Genomic DNA, 25,697 nt, shown 5'->3' with positions numbered 1-25,697 from the left:
GCTCATCGACCTACAGCTTGACGACGTTGGTGGCCTGGGGCCCCTTCTGGCCCTGGGCCACGTCGAAGCTCACGCGCTGATTCTCGGTGAGGGTGCGGAAGCCGCGATCCTGGATCGCGGTGTGATGGACGAACAGGTCGGCGCCACCCTCATCGGGGGTGATGAATCCGTAGCCCTTCTCGGCGTTGAACCACTTGACGGTGCCCTGAGCCATTGCAACTTCCTAGAAAAAGAAACCTGGGGGGGTGGCCGCCAGACGTCCCCCAGGCGGGACGGACTGGCACCTTGGGGAGCCTTTGGGGGAAGGATCCCAGGGTTGGAGAGATGAGAAATAGGGTAGAGGCATGAGAATAATATAGGAATCAGAAAAGTTCCCCAAGTTTTAAAAAAATATTCTGAATGCGGATGGGGGGTGCGGCCCATCCCTGGGGCGCTGGGACCGACGTCACACCTTGCCGCGCACCGCCTTTCTCTCGGGAAGGCGCGCTCCTAGACTTGACGAAGCCCTATGCTGCCTTTGAAAAGGATGCCCCGATGCTCCGAGTCTCCGAACGCGCCACGGTCTTCCCCGACTCCCCCATCCGGAAGCTGGTCCCCTACGCGGACCAGGCCCGCGCCCTGGGACGTACGGTCTATCCGCTGAACATCGGCCAGCCCGACATTCCCACGCCCCGGCCCTTCCTGGACGCCCTCAAGGCCTATGACCGGCAGGTCATCGCCTACGGCAAGTCCGAGGGCGAGCAGCCCTACCGGGAGGCCCTGGCGAAGTACTACGCCGGCTGCGACATCGAGGTCTCCGCCAACGACATCGTGGTGACCCAGGGCGGGAGCGAGGCGATCCTCTTCGCCTTCCAGGTGGCCACCGAGCCCGGCGACGAGGTGCTCGTCTTCGAGCCCTTCTACACCAACTACAACGCCTTCGCCCTGATGTGCGACATCAGCCTGCGCCCGGTGCGCACCCTGGCCTCCACGGGCTTCCACCTGCCCCCGGACGAGGCCATCCGGGCCGCCATCGGCCCCCGCACCAAGGCCATCCTGGTCTGCACGCCCAACAACCCCACCGGCACCGTGTTCACCGAGGACGAGATGCGCCGCCTCGGCGCCATCGCCAAGGACCTCGGCCTCTTCCTCATCAGCGACGAGGTCTACCGGGAGTTCTGCTACGAGGGGGTCCACACCAGCGTCATGCACCTCAAGGGCCTGGAGGACAACGCCATCCTGGTCGACAGCGTCTCCAAGCGCTACAGCGCCTGCGGCGCCCGCATCGGGTGCCTCGTCACCCGCAACCGGGACGCCCGGGCCGCGGCGGTGCGCCTCGCGATGAGCCGCCTCTGCCCCGCCAGCGTGGAGCAGGAGGCCTGCCTCGCCATGGCCCAGCTGGGCATGGACTTCTTCGCGCCGCTCCGGGACGAGTACCGCCGCCGCCGCGACGCCACCTACGAGGGCCTGATGCGGATCCCCGGCGTGACCTGCCTGGAGCCCAAGGGCGCCTTCTACATCATGGCCGAGCTTCCCGTCGAGGACTGCGAGTCCTTCGCCAAGTGGCTGCTCACCGACTACCACCATGACAATTCGACCGTCATGGTCGCGCCGGGGCCGGGCTTCTACGCCCGGGGCAAGTACGAGGAGAAGGGCCAGGGCCTCAACCAGGTCCGTCTGGCCTACGTGCTCGAGACGCCCAAGCTGAAGGCGGCCATGGACATCCTGGGCCGCGCGGTGGACGCCTACATGGCGGCCAACCCCAGCTAGCCCCCCTTCATCCACCCGAAACCGAGATTTGGGAGAAGCCATGCGGCCTGAGCATCCTGTCGTCATGATCACCGGCGCGTCCAGCGGGTTCGGGGAGGCCGCCGCGCGCCTCCTCGCCGCGGACGGCTATGCCCTGGCCCTGGGGGCCCGCCGGGTGGAGCGCGTCCGCGCGCTCGCCGAGGAACTGTCCGCGAAGCACGGGGTCCGCGTCTTCGCGGGCGCCGTCGACACCCGCGACACCGCCAGCGTGGACCGCTTCGTCGCGGCCAGCGTCGAGGCCCTCGGGAGCCTGAACGTGGTGCTGGCCAACGCCGGCCTCGCCCGCGGCGTCGATCCGATCGCCTCGGTGCTCGAGGAGGACTGGCAGGCCATGCTCCACACCAACGTGGAGGGGGTGATCCGGACCCTCAAGGCCACGCTGCCCCACGTCCGCAAAAGCGGCTGGGGCCACTTCCTCACCATCGGCTCCACCGCGGGGCACTGGGTCTACGAAGGCGGCGGCGCCTACTGCGCCAGCAAGCACGCCCTCAAGGCCCTGACCCGCACCCTCCGTCTGGAGCTGTGCGGCGAGCCCATCCGGGTCACCGAGATCGATCCGGGCATGGCGGTGACCGAATTCTCCATGGTGCGCCTCCAGGACGAGGGCAAGGCGGACGCCGTCTACCGGGGCGTGGAGCCCCTGCGGGCGGAGGACGTGGCCGAATGCGTCCGCTGGGCCATCGCCCTTCCGGATCACGTGAACATCGACGAGATCATCGTGAAGTGCCGGGACCAGGCGAGCCACAACGGCACCAAGGTCCACCGCCGGGCCTGAAAACTTCAACAAGGTTGATCCTGGATGTCTGGAAATTCCAGGCCGCTTGCCTGTGGCACGGCGTCCGGGGCGCGGAAACTGGCCTTGGGGCCGGGGTCCGTGGCATCATAGGACGCGTATGCCAGCACCCTCCTCCATCCTCCTACTCCACGGTCTGGGAGGAAGCGGTCTCGGAACCGTGAAGCTCCTTGAAGAGCACCTCGTCGCCAGCGGCTGGGACAAGGCCGTCTACCTCCGGCCGACCCTCCAGGCCGTCCATCTGCCCCCCGAGGGCAAGCCCATGGACCGCGTCTTCGTGCAGGCCTGGGACGAAATGAACGCCTTCCTGGGCACCCGGGTGCCCCACCTCACGGTGGGCTTCAGCTTCGGGGGCCTCCTGTCCGCCTTTTCCCCCTCCCCCCTTCGCCTCTCCGTGTGCAGCCCCTGGGCCCAGCTCAGCGCCGACGCCATCCAGCGCGCGGCCGCCAAGCCGGGGTGGCGGATCCTCCACGGCGGCGAGGATGACCGGGTCCCGCCCGGCGATCACCTGGGCATGCTCCCCGAATCCCTGCCCCTGACCCTCGATCCCGCCGGCACCCACGACTTCGACGCCTGGATGCCCCGCATCGTGGACTGGGTCCACGCCAGCTGGGACGCCTTCCAGGAAGCCCGTTAGGTCGACGGTCGCCCCCTGGGGGCCCCATGCCGGGCCCCCAGACCCCCGGCGAGGGCCGCTCCCACCGCGTCCGGATGCTTCCAGAGACTTGGCGGGCGCGGCCCTAGGCCTCCGTCTGCCGGACCAGGCGGTGTGATAGGGGCCAGACGGCGAACGCGAAGCACGCGGCGGCGGCCCAGCCCAGCCGGTACCCGGAGGGGCCCAGCCACCGGCAGCCCTGGCCGATGATGGCCCCGATGAGCAGGGAGCCGATGCCGATGCCGGAGTCGAAGGAGAAGAGGGTGGCCCCGAAGGCCGCGCCCCGGCGCTCGGGGGGCGTGATGTCGAGGACGTGGGCGTTCACGAGGGTGTGGACCATGCTGTAGCCGCCCCCGTAGAGCAGGGCCGAGAGGGCGTGGCGGGCGGCGCCGCCGGGCAGGGCCGCCAGGAGCGCGAGCCCCACCGCCGCCGCCAGCACCATGCCGGGGAGCATCCGGGTGGGTCGCTTGCCGAAGCCGCGGCGGGACATGAAGATCCGCATGAGGACCATGCCGAGGGCCATGCAGGAGAGGAAGGCGGCCTCGGTGGGCACACGCCCGAAGAGGGGAGGGAACCCCTGGCGGATGGCTTCCTGGGCGGTATACGTGCCCAGGGCCCCGTAGCCCAGGGCCGTGGCGAAGAGGACGAGGCAAGGCACGGCCATCTCGCCGCCGGGCAGCTCCAGGGGGCGGCGCGCGCCGCCGTGCCCTTCGTCCTTGGGCAGGCCCAGGGCGAGGAAGGCCAGGGCCACGAAGAGGCCGGCGAGCACCAAGGCCACGGGCGGGAAGCCCCAGCGCTGGTGGAGGGCCAGGCCCACGACGGGGCCGAAGATCACGCCGCCGGGGCTCGCGAGGCCGTACAGGGACATGCCGTCCGCCCTCCGGTCGGGAGGCAGGACGTGGCCCAGGGTGGCCATGGTGCCCGTGAGCAGGCCGGACCACACGACCCCGTGGGGAAAGGCGAGGGCGTAGAAGGCCCACCGCACCTGCAGGACGCCGTAGAGGCCCAGGAAGAGGCCGAACCCGGCGGCGCAGGCCACCACCATCCGCCGCTGGCCGATGCGGTCGCCCAGGGGCCCGGTGAACAGGGCGCCGGTGGCGGAACCGGCGGTGAAGGCCGTCATGAACCGGCCCGACTCGGCGATGCTGGCCCCCATGTCCAGGAGGCGCAGGGGCACGGTCGGGAAGAGCTGGAAGGCGGCGAAGAAGGTGATGAAGGTGATCGCGCAGACCAGCAGGAAGCGGGGGGTGATGAGGGGGGCGGACATGGGTCAGGCCTTCGCGGGCGTTCGCCAGGTGTTCCAGGCGAGGGTGATGGTGGCGGCCTGGACCGCCATCACGAGGGCCACGCAGGCCGTCCACCCGCCCAGGCGCCAGAGGAAGCTGGGCAGCTCCGCGCCCACGCTCCCGCCCACGTAGTAGCAGGTGACGTACATGCCCACCGCCAGGGCCCGGCCCTGGTCCGTGGCGCGGCCGATGAAGCTGGTGCTCGCGGCCTGGGCGACGAAGACGCCGGAGCAGCAGAGGGTGAGGCCGGCCACCACGGCCGGCAGGCTGGGGACGAGGGTGAGGAGCATGCCCACCATGGCGCTGCCCAGGGCCAGGGCGATGGCCAGGCGGTGGCCGCTGCGGTCGATGATGCGCCCGCAGGGCGGGGTGACGACGGCGCCGATGAGGTAGGACAGGAAGAGGGCGCTGAGGGCCAGGGGGCGGAGGTGGAAGGGGGGGCCCGCCAGGTGGAAGGTCACGTAGGTGAACGTGGCCATGAGGCTGAAGAGCACGCCGAAGCCCACCGCGAAGGTGGCGAGGAGGCGGGGGTTGCGCAGGTGGGCGGCCATGGCGGTCCAGAGGCGCTCCCCCGTCCCGGCCCCGGTGAACCGCCGCTCCGGGGGCAGCCAGGCCTGGAGGGCCAGGGCGGCCACGCCCCCCAGCGCGCCGAGGACGACGAAGGTCCAGTGCCAGCCGCCGAGGGTGGCGATGACGCCCGACAGGAGGCGCCCCGTGAACCCGCCGATGACCGTCCCGGTGACGTAGATGGCCATGGCGCGGCCGGCGCCCTCGGCCCATTCGTCCTGCACGTAGGCCACCGTGGTCGCGAAGACGCCGGGCGTGAAGAGCCCCTGGAGGAAGCGCCAGAAGACGAGGGAGCCCAGCCCGGTGGCCGTGGCGTCCAGGAGGGTGGCGAGGGCGAGGAGGGAGGCGGAGGCGACGATCACCCGTTTCCGGCCGAGGCGGTCCGCGATGGAGCCCACCAGGGGCGCGGCCATGGCGACGCCCAGGGTGGAGGCGGTCAAGGTGAGGCTCACCTGCGCCTTGCCGGTGTGGAACAGCCGTTCCAGCATGGGAAGGAGGGGCTGGGTCGCATACAGGCCCAGGAAGGCTGAAAAGCCCGCGAACGCGACCGCCAGGCTTCGCCGGGTCCGCGCCCCGGCTGCCGAATCTCTTGCCATCACATCACTTCGCTTTGGGTTCTTCCTGGGTGGCCAGGGTTTCCTGCTCGTCCCGGGGCAGGCGCCACACCCAACGGCCGGTGGTGCGGTCAAAGATGTCGAAACAGGCCATCCAGTTCAGGATGCCGGTGACCATGACGTACGAGGCCCCGTACTCCTGCACCAGGTTGCGCACCGGCTCGGTGCCCACGCCCCCGAAGAGCCAGCCGTAGACGGCGTAGATGGGGCCCGTGCCGGCGGTGGCCAGGGCGCCCAGGGTGGGCATCCACTGGAAGGGGGCGAAGGTCGGCACGTACACGCCGCCCCGGATGCCGTCCACGGCGCCGAACTGGAGCTGGAGGAACCCCATCAGGAGGAAGACCGCGGAGACCCCGAAGAGGGCCTTGGCGCGGCCGCGTTCACCGATGATCCAGTAGCCCAGGCCCGGCACGAGCCAGTTGAGGAGGACGGGCTTCCAGGAGGCCTTGAAGGCCTTGGGGCCCCGGAGCGGGGCGGGCAGCTTGGGAAGGGGCTTCGCGTCGGCCATGGTTCCAGTCTACCGGAAAGCGGGAAGCCCCGGGCGTTTCCGCCCGGGGCTTCCCGGTGAGGCACTGAGGTTCGCCTAGTCGGTGGCGAAGGGGAGCAGGGCGATGTTGCGGGCGCGCTTGATCGCCTCGACCAGCATGCGCTGGTGGAGGGCGCAGACGCCGCTGGTGCGCCGGGGCAGCACCTTGCCGCGCTCGGGGGTGAAGCCGCCGAGGGTCTTCACATCCTTGTAGTCGATGAAGGTGGACTTCTCGACGCAGAACTTGCAGAACTTGCTGCGCCGGCCGCCAAAGACCTTCTTCTTCTTGGGCTTGCCCTTTCCGTCGGTACGCCGCTTCATCCCATCACCTCTTCAAGGGTGCGTTCCTTGATCCCGGCCTGGGCCTTGCGACGGCCCTCGCGCTCGTAGCGCACCTTCTGGCGCTCGGCGGCCTTGGTCTGCTCGTCCATGCGGACGGACAGGTACTTGATCACGGAGTCGTGGTTGCGGAAGCGGCGCTCGAGCTCGGCGATGAGGGTGGGACCCGCGTTCATGTCGAACAGGGTGTAGTAGCCCTCGCTGAACTTCTGCACTTCGTAGGCCAGCTTCTTGCGGCCCCACTTCTCGGTCTTGAGCAGTTCGCCACCCTGCTCGGCAATGATCCCCTCGAAGTGACGGACGAGCTCTTCAGCCTGTTCGTCGGTCAACGTGGGGGAGGCGATGAAGATGGTCTCGTATCGACGCATCATTCCTCCTCGTGGATGTGAAGCCCCGGACTGGATCCGGAGCAAGGAGGTTCCCGGCGCTCGGGAACGCGAAGGGAAAGGATCTCAGGAAATGCCAGCAAATTCAAGGCCAGGTTTCCCGGGGACCGGTTGTGCCCGCCGTCGTGGCCACGCTCGCCCGTTCCCTGGTTCAATGGAGGCTTCCCATCCGACCGAGGTCCCATGCTCCATCCCCACGTGCCCGACTCCGTCCGCGGCTTCACCAAGCACCTGTTCGCCACGTTCCTGGGCCTCCTGATGGCCCTGGGGCTGGAATCCTGCGCCGAGCACGGGCGGGAACGGCGGATGACCCGGGCCTTCCTGGAGCGGGTCCACGCGGAGCTGGTGCGGAACCTGGAGACCGACCGGGAGATGGCCGTGTCCATGCAGGCCTGCCAGACCGCGGACGAGGAGGCCCTCCGGCAGGTGCAGGCCGCCCTGGACGCCCGGAAGCGCGGCCTGCCGCCGCCCCGCATCACCGCCAAGAGCCGCCGGCGGGATGTGATCTTCTCCACCTCCGCCTGGAGCGCGGCCAAGGCCTCCGGCATGCTCCGCAACGTTCCGCCGGCGCTGCTCCAGGAGCTGGCGTCGGTGTACGACGCCCTCGAGCTCTGCCAGGAACTGGACCGGCGGCACCTCAGCGCGGGGCCCATGGACACCCTGTGGGCCCGGTTCTCCGACGACTGGAACACCCTCCCGGACGCGGAACTGGAGGGCCTCCTGCGGGGCATCGCCTACACCCGGGGCGTCTCCGCCAACTGGAAGCGCGCCTTCGAAGGCTTCGCGCCGGACCTGGAGAAGGCGGCCCGAAGCGTCGAAGCGGCGCTCTGAGGCGCCTCCGGGGATTCGATCAGGCCGGGGGCCGGAAGCCGGCCTTCCCCGCCAGCTCGGCGGGGGAGCCGGCCCGGGCCAGCTGGTCCATGAAGGCGGCGAAGGGCGCGTCCATGGCGTCCAGGCGCGCCCATTCCGCGTCCGTCCACTCCCCCAGCACGAACTCGACCAGGGGCCGGGTGAAGGGGCCGATGCCCAGGCGCAGCCGGGCCACGTCCGGGGTGCCCAGGTGCTCCATCACGGACCGGAGCCCGTTGTGGCCCCCGTCGCTGCCCGTGAGCCGGAAGCGGCCCTCGCCCAGGGGCAGGTCCTTGTCGTCGTAGAGGACCACCATGCGCTCCGGGCCGAAGCCCGCCTTCACCGCCTCGGCGCAGACCTGGCCGCTGTGGTTCATGTAGGTGCCCGGGACGAGGGCCAGGAAGGGATGCTTCAGGCGGTACAGCGTTCCAGCGCTGAACTGGTGGACCACTGCGGGGTTGGGGCAGTGGTCCTCCATCCAGCGCTGGAGCATGATGCGCCCGAGGTTGTGCCGGGTGGCGGCGTATTCCGCGCCCGGATTGCCCAGGGGAACGAGGACGGGCAAGGGCCTACTTCTTGGCCTTGGCGGGGGCGGCGGGGGCCTCGGCCGGGGCGGCCTCGGCGGCAGCGGCCTCTTCCTCGGCCTGCTTGCCGACCACGGAGCAGATCACGTTGTGGGCGTCGCCCAGCACGGTGAGGTGGCTGTCCAGGTTCAGCTGGTCCAGGCGGATGGCGTCGCCGACCTTCATCTTCTCGACGTTGACGTCGATGTGGGCGGGGATGAAGCTGGGCAGGCACTCGACTTCGATCTCGCGGTGGGTGAAGTCCATGATGCCGCCTTCCTTGACGCCGATGGCCAGGCCCTTGAGGACCACGGGCACCTTCACGCGGACCTTGTGGTCGGGATCGACGCGCATCAGGTCGACGTGGGTCAGGCGGCGGGTGACGGGATCGCGCTGGACGTCCTTGATGATGACGTGGCGCTTGATCTCCGTGCCCTCGCGCTGGAGGTGCAGCAGGGAGTTCATGCCGCTCTCGCTGGCGATGACGCGGGCGATCACCTTCGGGCTGATGGTGATGGCGACGGGGGCCTCGTTCAGGCCGTAGATGACGGCGGGGATCATCCCCTCCTTGCGCAGCTTGCGGCTGGCGGACTTGCCGGTGTCCTGGCGAAGCGCGACGGTGATGATTTCCTGGCTCATGGTTCCTCCTACCTGGCCGGTCCTTCCGGCCCTCTCGTTGGTGGGATGCCCCGGGCGGGGCGTTTCGAGACGAACGCCCAGAATACCCGGAAAATAAGTGCAAATCCACGGCTTTTGTCGCGCGGGCCGGCGGGACGGCGGCAGATTTGACCCGGAATTTACAAGGTTTCGTTGACGGGCCTTGAGATAATCCCACCATGAGCCGATCCGCGCCCCGTCCCGAGCACATCCTCAACCGGGAACTGAGCTGGCTGGCCTTCAATGAGCGCGTGCTGGAAGAGGCCGAGGATCCGACCCTGCCCCTCCTGGAGCGGGTGAAGTTCCTCGCCATCGTCTCCAGCAACTGGGATGAGTTTTTCATGGTTCGAGTGGCCGGCATCTGGCGGCAGATCGACGCGGGCATCACCCAGCCCACCGCCGACGGGCGCACCCCCCGGCAGGTCCTGGAGGAGGTGTCGCGGCGCATCCACGACCTGGCCCGGCGCCAGCACGAGCTCTTCCACGGGGTGATCAAGCCCCGGCTGGGCCGGGAGGGCATCTCCATCCTGAAGCCTTCGGAGCTGGACCCGGCCCAGGCGGACTTCGTCCGGGCCTACTTCGAGAACAACCTGCTGCCCCTGGTGACCCCGCTGGCGGTGGACACGGGGCACCCCTTCCCCCGCCTCAACAACCGCATGCTCGTGCTCATGGCGGAGCTGGAGGCCGAGACGCTCTCCGGGGAGGACGCCTTCCCCGTCTCGGAGCTCGCGGTCATCCCGATCCCGACCCCCGTCTCGGCGCGGTTCCTGCGGCTGCCCTCGGAGCCGGGCCGGCACGTGTTCCTGATGCTGGAGGACGTGGTGCGCATGCACCTGGACCAGGTCTTCCGCGGCTACCGGATCCGCAACTGCCACGCCCTGAGGGTGACGCGGGACTCGGACCTGCCGGTGGAGGAGGACCCGAACGAGGACCTGATGAAGACGGTGGAGGAGCACCTCCGCAGCCGGCGCCGGGGCGCCGTCGTGCGCCTCCAGTACGAGCAGGGCCTCAGCCCGAACCTGCTGGAGATGCTCATCGAGGAGCTGGAGCTGAGTCCGGAGGACCTCTACCCGAGCGAGGGCTTCGCGGCCTTCTCGGACCTCTTCCAGCTGTACGCCCAGCTGGACCTCCCGCACCTCAAGGACGCGCCCATGCCGCCGCTGCCGGTGCCCCAGCTGGAGGCGGCCGGCAGCGTGTTCGAGGCGATCGCGAAGCACGACATCCTGCTCATGCACCCCTACCAGAGCTTCGACGACAGCGTCGTGCGGTTCGTGCGGGAGGCCGCGGACGATCCCAAGGTGCTGGCCATCAAGATGACCCTCTACCGCATCAGCACCTCCAGCCCCATCGCCGCCGCCCTTGAGCGCGCCGCGGAACGGGGGAAGCAGGTCGCGGCCATCGTGGAGCTGCGGGCCCGGTTCGACGAGGAGGGCAACATCGCCTGGGCCCGGCGCCTGGAGAAGGCCGGGGTCCACGTGGTCTACGGCATGCTGCAGTACAAGACCCACGGCAAGGCCTGCCTCGTGATCCGCCAGGAGCCCGAGGGGATCCGCCGCTACTGCCACCTGTCCACCGGCAACTACAACGAGCGCACGAGCCGCCTCTACTCGGACCTGGGCCTCTTCACGGCCCGGCGCGAATTCGGGGAGGACCTCTCCAACACCTTCAACGTGCTCACCGGCTACACCCGGCCGCCCGCCCTCCACCAGCTCATCCTGGCCCCCCAGCACTTCCGGCCGGGCCTCTACGCCCGCATCGAGCGCGAGCGGGAGCACGCCAAGGCGGGCAGGCCCGCCCGCATGATCCTCAAGATGAACGCCCTGGTGGACCCGCCCATGATCCAGCGCCTCTACGAGGCCTCCCAGGACGGGGTGCAGATCGACCTCCTGGTCCGCGGCACGTGCTGCCTGCGCCCCGGGGTGCCGGGCCTGTCGGAGAACATCCGGGCCGTGAGCATCATCGACCGCTACCTGGAGCACGCGCGCGTCTACCACTTCGCCAACGGCGGCGACCCCGAGACCCTCCTCGCCTCCGGGGATCTGATGCAGCGCAACCTGGACAACCGGGTGGAGATCGCCTTTCCCCTGGTGGACCCCATCGTGGCCGAGCAGGTCCTGGAGATGCTGGAGCTCCAGCTCCACGACACGATCAAGGGGCGGGTCCTGGCCCCGGACGGATCGGTGGCGCGCCGGGGCCTCGATCCGGCCTGGCCGGTTCTCCGGAGCCAGTACCGCAGCTACGAGCACGCCCTCCTCCAGAGCGGGGTCCGGGCGATCACCCAGAAGCTCCCGGATGCCCTGGACGCGGACATCTGAGCGCCGAACCTGGGCAGCAAGGCCTTTCCGTGGCAGTCTATAAGGCTGGAGACCGTCCAATGGGATCGAGAATCAGTCGCGCCGCCATCTATGATGTCCTGAACGCCTGGCAGGTGCCCGGGGTGAACGCCACCCTGGTGTCCCTCAAGGCGGTGAAGGCCATCGACGTGGAGGAGGGGACGGTCACCCTGCACCTCCAGCTCCTCGACGCCTACCAGGACCGCGCCGACGCCATCCGGGAGGCCCTGGCCAAGGCCGTGGGGGCCATCGACGGCGTGGAGCGCGTGGGCGTCCAGGTGGAATGGGAGCGCACCCCCCAGGCCGACTTCAAGAACCTGCTGACCACCGTGAAGAAGTGCTTCGTGATCGCCTCCGGCAAGGGCGGCGTCGGCAAGAGCACCGTGAGCTCCAACCTGGCCGTGGCCATGGCCGCCCAGGGCTACAAGGTGGGCCTCCTGGACGCGGACATCCACGGCCCGAGCATGGGCATGATGTTCGGCATCAAGGAGGGGCCCGACGCCACCCCCGACGGGAAGATCATTCCCGTCGAGAAGTTCGGCCTGAAGCTCATGTCCATCGCCTTCCTCATCGACGAGGACCGCCCCGTCGTGTGGCGCGGCCCCATGCTCAACAAGGCCCTCACCCAGTTCCTGGGCGACGTCCTCTGGGGCGACCTCGACTTCCTGTTCATCGACCTGCCCCCGGGCACCGGCGACACCCAGATCTCGCTCATCCAGAACGCCAAGGTGGACGGGGCCGTCATCGTCAGCACCCCCCAGGACGTGGCCTTCCTCGACGCCCGCAAGGCCATCGGCCTCTTCAACACCGTCAAGGTGCCCATCGTCGGCGTCGTGGAGAACATGAGCAGCTTCATCTGCCCCGGCTGCCGCCAGGAGACCCAGATCTTCGGGCACGGGGGCGTGAAGGCCGCCGCCGAGCGCATGGGCCTCCCCTTCCTGGGCGAGATCCCCATCGACCTGGCCATCCGCCAGGGCGGGGATGAGGGCACCCCCCTCGTGGCCGGCCACCCGGACAGCCCCCAGACCGAGGTCTTCATGGCCATGGCCGCGAGGCTGGCTGGGAAGTAGCGAAGAACCGGCGCTACGAGATGAGATCCATCAGCCCCACCGCCCCGTCCGCGGCGCAGGCGCGCCAGGCCGGGATGCGGTGGGTGTAGCCGAGGCTGCGCAGGTGGTTCTCGTCCAGGCGGGCCGTGGCGAACACCTCGTGTTCCGGGTCCTCGGCGAGGATGGCGTTGGCGGCGTGGACGGCCAGGGCGGGGGTGAAGGCCGCCGAGGTCTGGCCGCAGATCTCGTGGTGGAACCCCGCGGCGTCCACGATCGCGGGGGGCAGGCCCCAGAGGCCCAGGAGGAAGGCGCCGACCTCCCCGTGGGTCGCGCCCAGCACATGGAATTCGGCGGCCTCCAGGTCCACGCCGTCCTGGCGGGCGGTGTCCAGCACGCGGGCGTAGGCTTCGGGGAACCGGGAGGCCAGGACCAGGATGCCCACGTCGTGGAGCAGGCCGGCCGTGAAATAGTCGGCGCACCGGGCGCGGGTCACGCCCTCCTCCGCCGCGATCTGCCGGGTGAGGGCCGCCACGGTGACGCTGTGGCGCCAGAGGTGGCCGAGGCCGAAGTGGGGGAGGCGGAAGGCGCCCGTCTGGGTGAACAGGCCGTGGGCGAGCACCAGGGACCGGAGGAGGTCCACGCCGAGGATGGAGATGGCCTCGGCCGGGGTGCCCACGGCGTGGCGAAGGCTGAAGAAGGCGGAGTTGGCCAGCTTGAGGGTCATGGCCGTCATGGCCATGTCCTTGCCGATGGCGGTGCCCAGGTTCTCCACCGTGGCCCGCTCGGATTCCAGGAGGCGGGTGATCTCCTGGTAGAGGGTCGGTACGCTGGGCAGACGGCCGACCCGGGTCACCAGCTCCCGGACGTGGTCGCTGCGCACGCCGGCGCCCAGGGCGAAGGTGCGCCGGAGGGCGGATTTCAGGAGCTCCGGATCGCAGGGCTTGCGCAGGAACTGATGGGCCCGGTCCACGACCTCCATCGCCAGTTCCCGGTCGCCGCTGGCGGACAGGACGAAGCGCACGGTGGACGGGTGCCGGACCTGGACCCGCTGCAGGAACTGGGCGCCCTGCATCCCGGGCAGGTAGAGGTCGGCGACGACGGCGTCGAAGGGGCCTCCGGCCAGGGCCTCGAGGGCGGCCTCGGCGGTGCCGACGAAGGCCATGTCCCAGGTTCCGGCCATGTCGGCCATGGCCTCCCGGAGGGCCTCAAGCAGGAATGCGTCGTCCTCCACGAAGAGGATCCGCCTCCGGTCGTCCATGGTTCGCCTCCTTGAAAGGCCGCTGGCCCCCGGGGGAGGTCAGGACGCGTCGCCGTCCTGGCGGTGCAGGGTCTTGACCACATAGCGGGGCCGGTCCCGCACTTCCTGGTAGATCCGGCCGATGTACTCGCCCAGGAGCCCGAAGGCGAGGAACTGGGCCCCGACGAAGAAGAAGAGCACGGCGAACAGGGTGAACACGCCCTGCACCGTGCCCTCGGGGTGGAGGATCCGGTAGGCGAGGAGGAAGACGCCGAAGCCGATGCCCAGGAGCGAGACCAGCAGGCCGAGGACGCTGAGCATCTGGAGGGGCAGGAGGGAGAAGCTGGTGAGCAGGTCGAACTGGAGGTTGACGAGCTTCCAGAGGCCGTACTTGGAATCGCCGGCCGCCCGTTCCGCGTGGGCCACGGGCACCTCGGCGATGCGCTTGGCGAAGCTGTTGGCCAGGGCGGGAATGAAGCTGCTGCGCTCCTTGCAGAGCAGCATCGCGTCCACGATCTCGCGCCGGTAGGCCCGGAGCATGCAGCCGTAGTCGTGGAGCCGGACGCCGGTGGTCTTCCGGGTGACGGCGTTCACGAGCTTGCTGGGGAGGGTGCGGAAGAGGCTGTCGTTGTCGGTCCGGCCCTGGCGCCAGCCGCCGACGACGTCGAAGCCCTCCTCGATCTTGGCGACCAGCTTGGGGATCTCCTCGGGGGGGTTCTGGAGGTCGGCGTCCATGGTCACGACGACCTTGCCCCGCACGACGGAGAAGGCGCCGAAGATGGCGGAATGCTGGCCGTAGTTGCGGTTGAACTCCACCACGGTCACCCGGGGCTCGTCGCGGGCGATGGCGATGAGCATGTCCAGGGAGGCGTCCCGGCTCCCGTCGTCGGTGAAGACGACCTCCCACTCCCGGTCCTCCCCGACGAAGTTCTCCCTGAGGACCTTGGAGAGCCTGGCCCAGAGGTTGCCAATATTGGCTTCTTCGTTATAAATGGGGATGACGATGCTGAGGTAGGGAACCATCCGGGACTCCGATAAGGCCATTCTACCCGTAACGCCGAGGGACTTGCAGGAGCCCGCCCATGAACGAACCCAAGATCCTTCTGGTTGAAGACGAGCTGAGCCTCGCGGAGGGCATCAAGCTCAACCTCGAGCTGGAGGGCCTTCCCTGCGTCTGGGTGACGCGCGGCGACGAGGCCCTGAAGCAGATCCTGACGGGCCAGTACGACCTCGTCCTGCTGGACGTGATGCTGCCGGGCATGGACGGTTTCACCGTCTGCAAGGAGGTCCGCGATGCCAAGAACTACACGCCCATCCTCTTCCTGACCGCCAAGAACACCGAGGACGACCGCGTCCGCGGCTTCGAGACGGGCGGCGACGACTACCTCGGCAAGCCCTTCCAGGTCACGGAACTGCTCCTGCGCATCCGCGCCATCCTCCGCCGGGAGGACTGGTACCGCAACCGCAGCCTCAGCGGCCGCCAGCGCTTCGGCTCCCACTGGGTGGACTTCGAGAACTTCTGCGGGGAGGGGCCCCACGGGCCCTTCGTGCTGGGGGTCAAGGAGTGCATGATCCTGAAGCTCCTCATGGAGCAGCCCGGCCAGGTCGTGAGCCGGGCCGAGATCCTGGACAAGGTCTGGGGCGAGGAGGCCTACCCCACCACGCGCACCGTTGACAATTTCATCGTCCGCATCCGCCGGGCCATGGAGAAGGACGCCCACATCCCCCGCTGGGTCCACACCGTCCGGAGCGTCGGCTACCTCTTCGATCCGGAAGGCACGCCCCGCAAGGGCGAAGACTAGGCCCGAGGCCCATGGTCCCCCCCCTCCCCCGGGTCCTGGCCGACGCCCCCGCGCCACGGACGGCCCTCTGATGGAGGCCGGGAGCCTGTTCGCCGCCATCGCCGCCCTCCTCGTGGGGGGGGCCGCGGGCGCCGCCCTGGCGCGGCCGCGCCGTGGCCGGCCGGCCCCCCAGGCGGTCCCGGCCTGGTCCCAGGAACTGCAGGAGGCGCCCCTGGGCGTCCTGGTCGTGGTCGACCGGACCCTGGTGCGGGCCAACCCCGCGGCGGGGACCATCCTCGGCGCCCATCCCGGCATCCTGGAGGGTGCCCACATCCGCGCCTTCCTGCTGGACGACGCCGCCTTCGAGCTGTTCCTCCGGCGGGTGCGCCAGACCCTGGCCGAGGGCCAGCCCTTCCAGGAGGACGTCCGGCTTCGCCGGGTGGACGGCAGCCCGTTCTGGGCCCACCTCACCTGCGCGCCCGCGGTGTCGGGCCGCCCGGAGGAGGGCACCCTGTGGTTCATGGAGGACGTGACGGGCCGGGTGGAGGCCCAGCTCGACCTCACCGAGGTCCTGGCGCTGAACCAGAAGCTGATCTCCTCCTCGCCCACGGGCATCGGCCTGTACCGGGCGGCCGATGGTGCGTGCGTGCTCGTCAACGCTGCCCTGTGCCGGATCCTCGGCGCGGGGGAGGAGGACCTGCTGGGCCAGAACTTCCGGCGGGACCCCGCCTGGCGGGAGAGCGGCCTCCGGGACGCCGCCGAGGCCGCCCTGGCCGGGGCCGCCGACCAGCACCTGGAGGGCCGGTACCGGTCCGCCTTCGGCCGGACCTTCTGGGCGGTGGCCCACCTGGTTCCCTTCGAAAGCCGGGGCGAGCGGCTCCTGCTCTGCCTCCTGGACGACGTCACCGAGGGCCGGGAGGCCGCCCTCGCGCTCAAGGCCTCCGAGGAGCGGCACCGGGTGGTCGTCGAGGCCCTCAGCGAGGGGCTGGGGCTCGTGGACCTGGAGGGGCGCTTCACCTTCTGCAACACCCGCCTCGCGGAGATGGGCGGCTACCGCCCCGGGGACCTGGTCGGGCGCCACTACGGCGAATTCATCTTCGAATCCGACCGCGCCATTCTCCTGGAGAAGGCCTACCTCCAGCGCCGGGTCGCGGGCGAGACCTTCGAGCTGGGCCTGCGCACCGCCGGCGGCGCCATCCTGCCCACGCGGATCTCGCTGGCCTCGGTGGTGGACGCCCAGGGGGTCCCGACGGCCCTGGCGATCCTGGCCACGGACATCTCCGTGGCCAAGCGGGCCGAGCAGGACCGGGAGCGCCTCGTCGCCGAGCTGGAGCAGAAGAACAAGGAGCTCGAGACCCTCCTCTACGTCGCCTCCCACGATCTCCGGTCCCCCCTCGTGAACATCCAGGGCTTCAGCCAGCGCCTGGCCCGGTCCCTGGACGAGCTGCGGCGCCTCCAGGAGGCCGGCCCGGACCTCGCGGCCTTCCGGGCCGCGGCCGCCCCGCACCTGCAGGAGCGCATGCCCGGGTCCCTGGAATTCATCCGGGCCTCCGGGGCCAGGATGGACGCCATCATCAACGGCCTCCTCACCCTCTCCCGCGCGGGCCGGATGGTGCTGCGCGCGGAGGTCCTGGACATGGACGCGGTGGCCCGCGCCTGCGCCGCCGCCCTGGCCTACCAGCTCGAGTCCGCGGGCGGCACCCTGGAGATCGGCGAGCTCCCTCCCTGCAAGGCGGACCCGGTCCAGACGGCGCAGATCCTGTCGAACCTGCTGGACAACGCGGTGAAGTACCGCGACCGGGAGCGGCCGCTGCGGATCTCGGTGCGCGGCGAGGTCCTGCCGGAGGCCTGCGCGTACACCGTCGAGGACAACGGCCTCGGCATCCCCGCCGAGCACCGCGCCCGGGTGTGGGAGATCTTCCAGCGCCTGGACCCCCAGGGCCCCGTCCAGGGCGACGGCCTCGGGCTGACCCTCGTGCGGAGGATGGCCGAGCGCAATGGCGGCCGGGTCCTCCTGGAGCCCACCGAAGGCCCGGGATGCCGGTTCCGCCTGGAACTCCCCCGGGCCGCCACCTGAGGTCGCCATGCAGCCCCCCCTGCCGTTCGAGACCGTCACCGTCCTCATCGCCGAGGACGACGAGGGCCATGCCGTCCTGATCCGGGAGCACCTGGAGGAGGCGGGGCTGGCGAACCCCATCCTCCGGTTCCGGGACGGCCAGGAGGCGCTGGACTGGTTCCAGGGGCCGGGGCGGGGGGAGCGGTGCATCCTCCTTCTCGACATCAACATGCCCCGGGTCGACGGCATTGAGGTGCTCCGGCGCCTCAAGGCGGACCCCGCCACGCGGACCACGCCCGTGATCATGCTGACCACCACCGACGATCCGGCGGAAGTGGCCCTCTGCTACGGGGCCGGGTGCAACCTCTACCTCACCAAGCCCCGGAGCTTCGAGGCGTTCTCCGAGGCCCTCCTGCGCCTGGGCCGGTTCCTGCCCGTGATCCAGGTGGCCGAGCCATGAGCGCCGGACCGGAAGGCGCGCTGATCCTCGCCGTCGAGGACGACCTCGGGCTGGCGGAACTCATCCGCGAGGAGATGACCGCCCGGGGCTGGGGCTTCCTGCACGCGGCCACGGGGGCCGCCGCCCTGGACCTCCTGGCGGCGCACACCCCCGACCTCGTCCTCCTGGACTTCTCCCTGCCGGACATGAACGCCCGCCAGCTCCTGGCGCGGACGGCGATGCCGCCCTTCCTCGTCACCACCGGTTCGGGGGATGAACGCACGGCCGTGGAGATGATGAAGCAGGGGGCCCGGGACTACCTGGTCAAGGATGCCCACTTCCTGGAGGCCCTGCCCGGCGCGGTGGAACGGGCCCTCCTGGCGGTCCACACGGAGCGGAGGCTGGCGGAGGCCCAGACCCAATTGCGGGCGGCCGACGAGCAGCTGCGCCATGCCCGGAAGATGGAGAGCCTGGGCCGCATGGCCGAGGGCATCGCCCACGATTTCAACAACCTGTTCCAGGCCATCCAGGGCAACCTGGAACTGGCCGCCGACCCGGACCAGCCGCCGGAATCCACCCGGGCGGCCGCGGGCCGCGCCCTTCGGGTGCTCGCCAAGGCCGCGGTCCTGGCGCGCCGCATGCTCGACTTCACCGGCAAGGGGTTCCTCCACACCGAGGCCCTGGACGCCGCGGCCCTGGTCCGGGAGGTGCTGGATGGGCAGATCGCCTTCCCCGGCGCCGCCGCCGTCCACCTGGTGGAACCGGGTCCCCTGCCGCCCGTGGAGGGGGATGCGAGCCAGCTCCGGGAGGTCCTGGCGGGCCTCGTGGCCAATGCCCGGGAGGCCCAGGGCCCCGGCGGCGCCCCCATCGAGGTCGCCCTCGCCCACGTCGTACCAGCTGACCTGCAAGGGGGCCAATGGATCCACCGGCCCGACACCGAGGCGCCGATGGTTGCCCTCTCCGTGCGGGACCAAGGGGGGGGCATGACGCCGGACGTCCTGGACCGGGCCTTCGACCCGTTCTTCTCCACCCACCGGCCGGGCCGGGGCCTCGGCCTGTCGGCGGCCCTGGGCATCCTGAAGGCCCACGGGGCGGGCCTCTGGATCGCCACCGCCCCGGGGGGCGGGACCTGGGTGCGGGCGCTCCTGCCGCAGGCCCGCGCGGCCGACCCCGGCCCGGCGCCGGCGGACACGGACGCCCATGCGGGCCGGAAGGCGCTGCTCCTGGTGGACGACGACGAGGATCTGCAGGAGACCCTGGCCGAATACCTGCGGGACATCCTGGGCTACGACCTGATCCAGGCCCGGGACGGCGCGGAGGCCGTGGAGGCCTGGCGCCTCTACGGCGCCCAGGTGGGGCTCATCCTCATGGACGCCACCATGCCCCGCATGAATGGCCCCGACGCCTTCCGCCTCATCCGCGAACTGGACCCGGGGGCCCAGGCCGTGCTGTGCAGCGGCTTTTCCGAGGCCGCGGGGGCCCGGGCGGCCCAGGACGGGGGCTTCCTCGCCTTCCTGAAAAAGCCCTTCTCCCTTCGGACGCTGCAGGAGACCGTCAAGCGGTACGTGCCCTGACGCCTCCGGAACCTTCCGGCGGGGGCCGCCACCCCTGCTCCGTCCATCGGCCCCGCGGCGCGGGGCGGTCCGGCGGGAGGGGGGCGGGGTGTGGTGACGCAGGCGGGTTCCGGCAGCCTATTCCGGCCGGAGGCCCTGGAGCACTACCTGGAGGCCGAGGAGGGGCGGGCCCTGGCGCGGGTCGCGCCGCCCGGGGCCTGGAGCCTGCTGATCATCCTCCTGGCGGCCCTGGGAACGGCCCTGGCGGCGGCCTGCCTGGGGCGGGTGGAAGTGAAAGGGCGGGCCCGGGGGATCCTGCATCCCGAAAGCGGCATCCCCAGGGTCCTCTGCCAGGTGGATGGGACGGTCAGCCAGGTGGTGGTGCACTCCGGCCAGCGGGTGGCGGCCGGCGCCGTGCTCCTGCGCCTCGAGGCCCCCGCCCTCGAGGCGCGCCTGTACGAGGCGCGCCGGGCGGCTGAATCCGTGCGGGCCGCGTTCCGGGAGGCGAGCCGCCACCAGGACGCGGCCCATGCCCGCCAATGCGCCACCCTGGCCCGCCGCCGCGCGGGCCTGGAGGCCCAGTGCCGGAGCCAGGCGCGCTCCGTGGCGCACGTCGGCCGGCGCCTGGAGGCCCTCGCGCGCCTGGGGGCGGAGGGGGTGATCAGCCCCGACGCGGTGGAGGCGGCCCGGGAGGACCTGGCCCAGGCCCAGCGGGCCCTCCAGGGCGCGGAACAGGGACTGGACCAGGCGGTCCAGGAGCAGGCGGGCCTGGACCACCAGCGCCAGGAACTGCTCTGGCGGCGGGAGCAGACCATCCGCAACGCCGAGACCCAGGAGCGGGCCCTGGCCATCCTCCAGGCCCAGACCGTGGTGCGGGCCCCTCGTGAAGGGATCGTGGAGGCCCTCCTCGTGAAGCCCGGCGACGTGGTCGCGCCGGGGCGCCCCCTGGGGAAGGTGGTCCCGGACGGGATCCCCCTCCATGCGGTGGCCTTCCTGGACGAGAAGGACCGGGCCTTCGTCAAGGCCGGGGACGCGGCGGTGCTGGAGATGGACCAGCTGCCCTACGCCGAATACGGCACGGTGTCGGCGCGGGTGCTCCGCGTCAGCTCCGACCTGGCCGCCCCCCACGAGGTGGCCGAGGCCCTGGGGGAGGGCCCGGCCCTCGCGGGGCCCGCCTTCCGCGTGGAACTGGTCCTCACCGACGCCGGCGCCGCCGCCAGGGCCGGCGTGCCCCTGCGCAGCGGCATGCTCCTGCGGGCCCGCTTCACCCTGCGCCGCCAGCGGGCCATCACCCTCGCCCTCGAGCCCCTGCGGAAGTGGCTGCGGTGAGGGTGCCCTTCGTGCCGCAGATGGAGGCCGCCGAATGCGGGGTGGCCTGCCTCGCCATGGTGCTGGCCGCCCATGGCCGCCACGTGGGCCTGGCGGAGCTGCGCGAGGCCTGCGGCGTCTCCCGGGACGGCACCAGCGCCCTCGCCATCCTCCGCGCCGGCGAACGCTACGGCCTGGAGGCCGCCGGGGTGCGGGCGGAGCCGGCGGACCTCCGCACCCTGCCCACGCCCGCCATCCTCCACTGGGGCTTCGACCACTTCGTCGTCCTGGAGCGCGCGGGGCGCCGCGGCGCCGTCCTCGTGGATCCCGCCTCGGGGCGGCGGCGCGCGGGCCCCGCGGAGCTGGACCGCGCCTTCACGGGGGCCGCCCTCGTGTTCGAGCCCGGGCCCGGGTTCGCCCGGCTCCGCCGGCCGCGGCCGAGCCTCGCGCGCTACCGGGCGGTGCTGCGGGAGAGCCTCCCGGCGCTGGCCTTCCTCCTGCTGGCCGCCGCGGCCCTCCAGGTGGCGGGCCTCGTCGCGCCCGTGTCCACCCGGATCCTCCTGGACCACGTGATCCTGCCCCGCCGGGAACCCTGGCTCTGGGGGCTGGGGGCGGCGCTGGGCGCGGCCGGGCTGGCCTCGGTCCTCCTGACCTGCCTGCAGGGGCGGGTGGCGGCCACCCTCCACGCGCGCATGGACGATGCCCTCATGGGCGCCTACCTGGAGCACCTCCTGCGCCTGCCCTGGGCGTTCTTCGCGCGGCGGGAGCCGGGGGACCTCCTGGCCCGGGCCGGAAGCCTCGCGGCGGTGCGGGCCTTCCTGGGCGGGAGCCTCGCCCGCGTCTTCCTGGACGGCGCGCTCCTGGCCGCCTACGCCGGGCTCATGGTGGCCTACCACCCGCGCCTGGGCCTCCTGGTGATGGGCCTGGGCGCGGCCCAGGCGGCCGCGAGCCTCCTGCTGCGGGCGCGCACGCGCCAGATGGCCGCCTCGGAGGCCGCGGCGGCGGGGCGTGAGGCGGGGGCCCTCCTGGAGGCGCTCACGGCCTTCGAGACCCTCAAGGCCACCGGGGGCGGGCCCCGCATGGTGCTCCGGTGGACCCACCGCATGGCGGCGCGGGTGGAGGCGGGCCTGGGCCGCCGCCGCCTGGAGCTCGCGGCGGGAGCGGCCCTGGACGCCCTGGCCGGGGCCGGCGCGGCGGCGGTGTTCCTCCTGGGCGGCCGTGAGGTGCTGGCGGGGCGCATGACCCTGGGCGTCTTCGTGGCCTTCCTGGCCCTCCAGGGCCTCTTCCTGGCGCCGCTGGGGGCCCTCCTGGAGGCCTGGGGGGAGGTCCTGCAGCTGGGTGTCCACCTGCGTCGCCTCGACGACGTCCTGGAGACGGCTCCCGAACCCACGGGCCCGCGGGACCCGGGGCGCCTGAAGGGCGCCATCCGCCTCCGGGACGTGGGCTTCCGCCACGCCGCCGGGGCCGCTCCCGTGCTGCGGGGGATCAGCCTGGACGTGCGCCCCGGCGAGAAGATCGCCCTGGTGGGCCCTTCGGGGGCGGGGAAGTCCACCCTGGCCCGGATCCTCCTGGGCCTCCAGGTCCCCACGGAGGGCTCGGTCCACTTCGACGGGGTGGACCTGCGGGAGCTGGACCTGGCGGCCCTGCGCCGCCAGATGGGGGCCGTCCTCCAGGACGACACGGTCTTCGACGACACCTTCCGCGCCAATGTGGCCCTGGGGGTGGACGGGGCCGCTCCGGAGGCCCTGGCCCGGGCCGCGCGCCTCGCCTGCGTCGAAGGGGTGATCCTGGCCCGCGCCGGGGGCTGGTCGGGCAGGGCGGGGGAGGGCGGCGCGGCCCTGTCCGGGGGCCAGCGGCAGCGGCTGTGCCTGGCCCGGGCCCTGGCGCGGGAGCCCGCCATCCTCGTCCTGGACGAGGCCACGAGCAGCCTGGACCTGGCCACGGAGGCGGAGGTGCACCGCAACCTGGCGGCCCTGGGGTGCACGCGCATCCTCGTGGCCCACCGCCTGGCCACGGTGCGGGACGCCGACCGCATCCTGGTGCTGGCGGAGGGGCGCATCGTCCAGGAAGGCGCCTACGGCGACCTGGAGGCGCGGCCGGGGCCCTTCCGGGACCTGGTGCGGGCCGCCCATGCCTGAGCGGGGCTTCGCGGGCGACGAGGCTCTGGCCTGCCTGCTGCGCCTGCGGGGCCGGGAGGCGGACCGGGACGCGCTCCGGGCCGAGGTGGGGGCGGACCCCTCCCCCGAGACCCTGGCGGAGGCCCTGGGCCGGCGCGGGTTCCACGCCCGGCCCGTCCTGCCCGGCCCCGGGGGCCTCGCGGTCCTGGACCTGCCCACCCTGGCCCGCCTGCGCGAAGGCGGGTGGATTCTGCTCCGCGCCCGGAAGGGCGGCCGCTACCTGCTCCTGGGCCCGGGGGGCCGGACGGCCCGGCTCGACCGGGACAGCCTCGCCGGGTCCCTGGACGGCACCGTCCTGGACCTCACCCCCGGCCTGCCCGGGCGGGGTGGGCTCTGGCGGCGCCTGGGGGGCCTCCTGGCGCGGAACCGGAACGCCCTCGCCCTCGTCGCGGGCTGCGCCCTCCTCCTCCAGGCCCTGGGCCTCGTCACGCCGGCGCTCACCCGGGTCGTGCTGAACCGGGCCCTGCCGGACGGCGCGGGGGGCCTGCTCCTGCTGGCCTCCGCGGGGAGCCTCCTGGGGGCCATCTTCCACGCCTGGATCGGCTACGTGCGGGGCCGGGCCCTGCTGCACTTCTCCCAGCGCATGGACCTGGGCGCCGAGCGCGGCTTCCTGGAACACGTCCTCTCCCTTCCCTACGCGGACCTGCGGACGCGGGCCCTCGGGGAATGGCTCCAGGCCGCGGGCGGGCTCTCCGCGGCCAAGGACCTCCTGCCGGAAAAGACCCTGGGCGCGGTGCTGGACGGCTGTCTCGCCCTGGTCCTCCTGGGGGCCATGGCCCTGCTCCTGCCGGGGCCGGCGGCGGCGGTCCTGGGGGGCTCCCTCGCCGTCGCGGCGATCGCCCTGGCCGCGGGCCGCATCGAGGTGGCCTACCAGGCGCGGCAGGTGGCCCTGGGCGCCCGGGAGCAGAGCCTCCTGGCGGGCCTCATCCACGGGGCGGCCACCCTCAAGGCCTGCGGCGCCGAAGGCCAGGCCCTCTCCCGCTGGCGGGCCGTGTTCCGCAAGGGCCTGCTGCTGGGCCTGGGACGGGCCAGGACCGGGCTCTGGGCGGAGGCCGCGGCGGCGACCCTGGCCCGGGTCCAGGACGTGGGCCTGATGGCCTGGGGCGGCCTGCGGGTGGTGCGGGGGGAGCTGGACCTGGGCACGTTCATGGCCTTCCTGCAGCTGGCCACCGCCTTCTCCGGCGCCTTCCTGGGCCTCGCGGGCACCTGGCTGCGCCTCATCGTCCTGGCGCCCCAGCTCCAGCGGGCCTCGGCCATCCTGGAGATCCCCCGGGAGGAGGTCCCGCCCCCGCGGGTCCCCGATCCTTCACCGGCCGCCGTGGAGGCTCGGGACCTCTGGTTCCGGTACGGGCCCGGCTCCCCCTGGATCCTCCAGGGCGCGGCCCTCCAGGTGCCCGCCGGCGGCAGGCTCCTCCTGGACGGACCCTCGGGCTGGGGCAAGTCCACCCTCCTGCGGGTCCTGGCGGGCCTGGAGACCCCGTCGCGGGGGGAGATCCTCGTCGGGGGCCAGCCCCCCTCCCGGATGCGGGACCGGATCGTGTACCTGCCCCAGTCCGTGCAGCTCTATGGGGGCTCCCTCCTGGACAGCCTCCGGGCCCTTTCGGCGGGGGCCGCGACCCCGGCGATCCTCCGGGCCGCTGAAGCGACCGGCTTCGAGGCCTTCGTGGCCACCCTTCCCCTGGGCTGGAAGACCCCGCTGCCCCAGGGCGGCCGGTCCCTGTCCGGCGGCCAGCGCCAGTGGGCCGCCCTCACCGCCGCCCTGGCCGCGGGGAAGGGGGTCCTGCTCCTCGACGAGCCCCTGGCCAACCTGGATCCCGTCTCCGCCGCCGCCCTGGGCCGGGTCCTGGCCGAGGGCCCGTGGACGGTCATCACCGCCGAGCACGGGCGGACCCGGAGCCAGACCCCCTAGGCGGCCGGCTTCGGGCCGCGGAACGAACGGCTCCGGCGGCGCATCTCCCGGTAGGACGGACCGTGGCCATGCCCCACCTTGACCCTTTCATATCCGATGGCCCAGGCGCAGCGGGGCTGGGCCTGGGCCAGACCCTGGCCCTGTGGGGCCTGACCCTTTCGTTGAGCTGCCTGCTCATTGCGGCCGGCGCGGCCTGGGGATGGAATTCCCAGGCCGGGTCCGACGTCCAGGAGGGCCTCGGCATGCTGGCGGCCTCGGCGGTGGGGCTGAGGGGCGCGGGCCTGTCCTGGGGCGGGGCCTGGGGTCCTCCGGCCGGAGGCTGGAGGGCCGCAACCGGCCAGGTTGGTGGCAGTCTGTTCCTGTACCTGGCGGTGGGGATTCCCACCTCGGTTCTCCTGCCGGATTCCCCGGAAAGCCGGGGGGTGGGGAACACCCTCCCAGGCATCCTCCTGGTCGCCCCGGTGGCCGAGGAGCTCCTGTATCGCGGGGACCTCCAGCCGGCGCTGCGCCTGCGGTGGGGACGGTTCGCGGGGATCCTCCTCCCCGCCCTCCTCTTCGGCCTCGGCCATCCCGGCCTTGCCCGATTCGCGCATACGGCCGTATTCGGCCTTCTGTGCGGCCTCCTCCGGGAGCGCACCGGCTCGCTCCTGCCCTGCATCGCGCTCCATGGGGCGACCAACGCCCTGGCCGTCGCGGCCCAGTCCGATCCGAGGCTCCTCGGGGTGGGGCTCCTGGGGGGCCTGGCGGCAACCCTGTGGGGCCTGGCGGGCGCCCGCGGATACCTGCGGGTCCTGGCCAATGAATAGCTAGCAAGTCCTTATCCTGCAGTTTC

24 protein-coding genes are annotated in these 25,697 nt (G+C 71.9%); 14 read left to right on the top strand and 10 right to left on the bottom strand.

Annotated features, from left to right (window positions below):
* Positions 1 to 10: 10 nt before the first annotated feature.
* Positions 11 to 214, bottom strand: a complete 204-nt coding sequence (locus tag R2J75_RS17630; RefSeq protein ID WP_243329036.1) for a cold-shock protein — start codon at positions 212 to 214, stop codon at positions 11 to 13.
* Positions 215 to 534: 320 nt separating this feature from the next.
* Between R2J75_RS17630 and R2J75_RS17625 the strand changes: the two genes are divergently transcribed.
* From R2J75_RS17625 to R2J75_RS17615, 3 genes are all read left to right on the top strand, one after another.
* Positions 535 to 1,749, top strand: coding sequence for a pyridoxal phosphate-dependent aminotransferase (locus R2J75_RS17625; protein ID WP_316410713.1), 1,215 nt, complete (start codon positions 535 to 537; stop codon positions 1,747 to 1,749).
* Between the two features lie 40 nt (positions 1,750 to 1,789).
* The gene (locus R2J75_RS17620) at positions 1,790 to 2,563 is read left to right on the top strand and encodes an SDR family NAD(P)-dependent oxidoreductase (RefSeq protein ID WP_243329038.1); all 774 of its coding nucleotides are present in this window, start codon (positions 1,790 to 1,792) and stop codon (positions 2,561 to 2,563) included.
* A gap of 178 nt (positions 2,564 to 2,741) precedes the next feature.
* The gene (locus tag R2J75_RS17615) at positions 2,742 to 3,218 is read left to right on the top strand and encodes a hypothetical protein (protein ID WP_243329039.1); all 477 of its coding nucleotides are present in this window, start codon (positions 2,742 to 2,744) and stop codon (positions 3,216 to 3,218) included.
* Positions 3,219 to 3,321: 103 nt separating this feature from the next.
* Here R2J75_RS17615 and R2J75_RS17610 read toward each other — a convergent pair whose 3' ends face one another.
* The 5 genes from R2J75_RS17610 to rpsF form a co-directional block, all read right to left on the bottom strand.
* On the bottom strand, positions 3,322 to 4,503 hold the full coding sequence (locus R2J75_RS17610; protein ID WP_243329040.1) for an MFS transporter: 1,182 nt from the start codon (positions 4,501 to 4,503) through the stop codon (positions 3,322 to 3,324).
* A gap of 3 nt (positions 4,504 to 4,506) precedes the next feature.
* Positions 4,507 to 5,685: an MFS transporter gene (locus tag R2J75_RS17605; RefSeq protein WP_316410712.1), complete on the bottom strand. Its 1,179-nt coding sequence runs from the start codon at positions 5,683 to 5,685 to the stop codon at positions 4,507 to 4,509.
* Positions 5,686 to 5,689: 4 nt separating this feature from the next.
* The gene (locus R2J75_RS17600; protein ID WP_243329042.1) at positions 5,690 to 6,211 is read right to left on the bottom strand and encodes a DUF6677 family protein; all 522 of its coding nucleotides are present in this window, start codon (positions 6,209 to 6,211) and stop codon (positions 5,690 to 5,692) included.
* Between the two features lie 75 nt (positions 6,212 to 6,286).
* Positions 6,287 to 6,550, bottom strand: coding sequence for a 30S ribosomal protein S18 (gene rpsR, locus R2J75_RS17595; protein WP_243329043.1), 264 nt, complete (start codon positions 6,548 to 6,550; stop codon positions 6,287 to 6,289).
* Positions 6,547 to 6,939: a 30S ribosomal protein S6 gene (rpsF, locus tag R2J75_RS17590; RefSeq protein WP_243329044.1), complete on the bottom strand. Its 393-nt coding sequence runs from the start codon at positions 6,937 to 6,939 to the stop codon at positions 6,547 to 6,549. Before rpsF ends, rpsR begins: the two co-directional genes overlap by 4 nt.
* Positions 6,940 to 7,137: 198 nt before the next feature.
* On the opposite strand from rpsF, the gene R2J75_RS17585 reads away from it, so the two are divergent.
* Entirely contained in the window at positions 7,138 to 7,785 is a 648-nt protein-coding gene (locus tag R2J75_RS17585) for a hypothetical protein (RefSeq protein ID WP_243329045.1), read from the top strand.
* A gap of 19 nt (positions 7,786 to 7,804) precedes the next feature.
* Here the strand turns inward: R2J75_RS17585 and pth are convergent, their stop codons facing one another.
* Both pth and R2J75_RS17575 read right to left on the bottom strand, forming a co-directional pair.
* Positions 7,805 to 8,368, bottom strand: coding sequence for an aminoacyl-tRNA hydrolase (gene pth, locus R2J75_RS17580; protein ID WP_243329046.1), 564 nt, complete (start codon positions 8,366 to 8,368; stop codon positions 7,805 to 7,807).
* Positions 8,369 to 8,372: 4 nt separating this feature from the next.
* Complete coding sequence (locus tag R2J75_RS17575; protein ID WP_243329047.1) at positions 8,373 to 9,005, bottom strand: 50S ribosomal protein L25; 633 nt, start codon at positions 9,003 to 9,005, stop codon at positions 8,373 to 8,375.
* A 197-nt stretch (positions 9,006 to 9,202) separates the two neighbouring features.
* On the opposite strand from R2J75_RS17575, the gene ppk1 reads away from it, so the two are divergent.
* Entirely contained in the window at positions 9,203 to 11,338 is a 2,136-nt protein-coding gene (ppk1, locus tag R2J75_RS17570) for a polyphosphate kinase 1 (protein WP_243329048.1), read from the top strand.
* Between the two features lie 59 nt (positions 11,339 to 11,397).
* On the top strand, positions 11,398 to 12,426 hold the full coding sequence (locus tag R2J75_RS17565) for an Mrp/NBP35 family ATP-binding protein (protein ID WP_243329049.1): 1,029 nt from the start codon (positions 11,398 to 11,400) through the stop codon (positions 12,424 to 12,426).
* 13 nt (positions 12,427 to 12,439) lie between these two features.
* On the opposite strand, the gene R2J75_RS17560 is transcribed toward R2J75_RS17565, so the two are convergent.
* Positions 12,440 to 13,663: a response regulator gene (locus tag R2J75_RS17560; RefSeq protein ID WP_243329050.1), complete on the bottom strand. Its 1,224-nt coding sequence runs from the start codon at positions 13,661 to 13,663 to the stop codon at positions 12,440 to 12,442.
* Between the two features lie 39 nt (positions 13,664 to 13,702).
* Positions 13,703 to 14,665 (bottom strand): glycosyltransferase, encoded by a 963-nt coding sequence (locus R2J75_RS17555; protein ID WP_243329051.1) that lies wholly within the window; start codon positions 14,663 to 14,665, stop codon positions 13,703 to 13,705.
* Between the two features lie 59 nt (positions 14,666 to 14,724).
* On the opposite strand from R2J75_RS17555, the gene R2J75_RS17550 reads away from it, so the two are divergent.
* From R2J75_RS17550 to R2J75_RS17515, 8 genes are all read left to right on the top strand, one after another.
* Entirely contained in the window at positions 14,725 to 15,444 is a 720-nt protein-coding gene (locus R2J75_RS17550) for a response regulator transcription factor (protein ID WP_243329052.1), read from the top strand.
* A 70-nt stretch (positions 15,445 to 15,514) separates the two neighbouring features.
* Complete coding sequence (locus R2J75_RS17545; RefSeq protein WP_243329053.1) at positions 15,515 to 17,500, top strand: PAS domain-containing sensor histidine kinase; 1,986 nt, start codon at positions 15,515 to 15,517, stop codon at positions 17,498 to 17,500.
* Positions 17,501 to 17,507: 7 nt separating this feature from the next.
* Positions 17,508 to 17,939 carry a response regulator gene (locus R2J75_RS17540; protein ID WP_243329054.1) on the top strand — a complete coding sequence of 144 codons (432 nt, stop codon included), beginning with the start codon at positions 17,508 to 17,510 and terminating at the stop codon, positions 17,937 to 17,939.
* Positions 17,936 to 19,492 carry a hybrid sensor histidine kinase/response regulator gene (locus tag R2J75_RS17535; RefSeq protein ID WP_316410711.1) on the top strand — a complete coding sequence of 519 codons (1,557 nt, stop codon included), beginning with the start codon at positions 17,936 to 17,938 and terminating at the stop codon, positions 19,490 to 19,492. The genes R2J75_RS17540 and R2J75_RS17535 overlap by 4 nt, the downstream gene beginning before the upstream one ends.
* A gap of 93 nt (positions 19,493 to 19,585) precedes the next feature.
* A complete protein-coding gene (locus R2J75_RS17530) occupies positions 19,586 to 20,800 on the top strand; it encodes an HlyD family secretion protein (RefSeq protein ID WP_243329056.1) in 1,215 nt (404 codons plus the stop codon).
* Positions 20,797 to 22,917, top strand: coding sequence for a peptidase domain-containing ABC transporter (locus R2J75_RS17525; RefSeq protein ID WP_243329057.1), 2,121 nt, complete (start codon positions 20,797 to 20,799; stop codon positions 22,915 to 22,917). Before R2J75_RS17530 ends, R2J75_RS17525 begins: the two co-directional genes overlap by 4 nt.
* Entirely contained in the window at positions 22,910 to 24,865 is a 1,956-nt protein-coding gene (locus tag R2J75_RS17520; protein WP_316410710.1) for a peptidase domain-containing ABC transporter, read from the top strand. Before R2J75_RS17525 ends, R2J75_RS17520 begins: the two co-directional genes overlap by 8 nt.
* Before the next feature lie 68 nt (positions 24,866 to 24,933).
* Positions 24,934 to 25,671 (top strand): CPBP family intramembrane glutamic endopeptidase, encoded by a 738-nt coding sequence (locus tag R2J75_RS17515; protein WP_316410709.1) that lies wholly within the window; start codon positions 24,934 to 24,936, stop codon positions 25,669 to 25,671.
* The last annotated feature ends 26 nt before the right edge of the window (positions 25,672 to 25,697 follow it).

It is taken from the genome of Mesoterricola sediminis (genome assembly GCF_030295425.1).
GTDB classification, from domain to species: Bacteria; Acidobacteriota; Holophagae; order Holophagales; family Holophagaceae; genus Mesoterricola; species Mesoterricola sediminis.
This window is presented reverse-complemented; position numbering and strand designations above follow the sequence as displayed.

What these genes read in the sequence shown, in the direction of transcription:
- rpsF (WP_243329044.1), bottom strand. Translation starts at nt 6,939, where the DNA reads ATGATGCGTCGATACGAGACCATCTTCATCGCCTCCCCCACGTTGACC.
- R2J75_RS17515 (WP_316410709.1), top strand. Translation starts at nt 24,934, where the DNA reads ATGCCCCACCTTGACCCTTTCATATCCGATGGCCCAGGCGCAGCGGGG.
- R2J75_RS17540 (WP_243329054.1), top strand. Translation starts at nt 17,508, where the DNA reads ATGCAGCCCCCCCTGCCGTTCGAGACCGTCACCGTCCTCATCGCCGAG.
- R2J75_RS17630 (WP_243329036.1), bottom strand. Translation starts at nt 214, where the DNA reads ATGGCTCAGGGCACCGTCAAGTGGTTCAACGCCGAGAAGGGCTACGGA.
- R2J75_RS17550 (WP_243329052.1), top strand. Translation starts at nt 14,725, where the DNA reads ATGAACGAACCCAAGATCCTTCTGGTTGAAGACGAGCTGAGCCTCGCG.
- R2J75_RS17535 (WP_316410711.1), top strand. Translation starts at nt 17,936, where the DNA reads ATGAGCGCCGGACCGGAAGGCGCGCTGATCCTCGCCGTCGAGGACGAC.
- R2J75_RS17545 (WP_243329053.1), top strand. Translation starts at nt 15,515, where the DNA reads ATGGAGGCCGGGAGCCTGTTCGCCGCCATCGCCGCCCTCCTCGTGGGG.
- R2J75_RS17520 (WP_316410710.1), top strand. Translation starts at nt 22,910, where the DNA reads ATGCCTGAGCGGGGCTTCGCGGGCGACGAGGCTCTGGCCTGCCTGCTG.
- R2J75_RS17555 (WP_243329051.1), bottom strand. Translation starts at nt 14,665, where the DNA reads ATGGTTCCCTACCTCAGCATCGTCATCCCCATTTATAACGAAGAAGCC.
- R2J75_RS17610 (WP_243329040.1), bottom strand. Translation starts at nt 4,503, where the DNA reads ATGTCCGCCCCCCTCATCACCCCCCGCTTCCTGCTGGTCTGCGCGATC.
- R2J75_RS17605 (WP_316410712.1), bottom strand. Translation starts at nt 5,685, where the DNA reads ATGGCAAGAGATTCGGCAGCCGGGGCGCGGACCCGGCGAAGCCTGGCG.
- R2J75_RS17600 (WP_243329042.1), bottom strand. Translation starts at nt 6,211, where the DNA reads ATGGCCGACGCGAAGCCCCTTCCCAAGCTGCCCGCCCCGCTCCGGGGC.
- R2J75_RS17585 (WP_243329045.1), top strand. Translation starts at nt 7,138, where the DNA reads ATGCTCCATCCCCACGTGCCCGACTCCGTCCGCGGCTTCACCAAGCAC.
- rpsR (WP_243329043.1), bottom strand. Translation starts at nt 6,550, where the DNA reads ATGAAGCGGCGTACCGACGGAAAGGGCAAGCCCAAGAAGAAGAAGGTC.
- R2J75_RS17560 (WP_243329050.1), bottom strand. Translation starts at nt 13,663, where the DNA reads ATGGACGACCGGAGGCGGATCCTCTTCGTGGAGGACGACGCATTCCTG.
- ppk1 (WP_243329048.1), top strand. Translation starts at nt 9,203, where the DNA reads ATGAGCCGATCCGCGCCCCGTCCCGAGCACATCCTCAACCGGGAACTG.
- R2J75_RS17620 (WP_243329038.1), top strand. Translation starts at nt 1,790, where the DNA reads ATGCGGCCTGAGCATCCTGTCGTCATGATCACCGGCGCGTCCAGCGGG.
- R2J75_RS17625 (WP_316410713.1), top strand. Translation starts at nt 535, where the DNA reads ATGCTCCGAGTCTCCGAACGCGCCACGGTCTTCCCCGACTCCCCCATC.
- R2J75_RS17565 (WP_243329049.1), top strand. Translation starts at nt 11,398, where the DNA reads ATGGGATCGAGAATCAGTCGCGCCGCCATCTATGATGTCCTGAACGCC.
- R2J75_RS17575 (WP_243329047.1), bottom strand. Translation starts at nt 9,005, where the DNA reads ATGAGCCAGGAAATCATCACCGTCGCGCTTCGCCAGGACACCGGCAAG.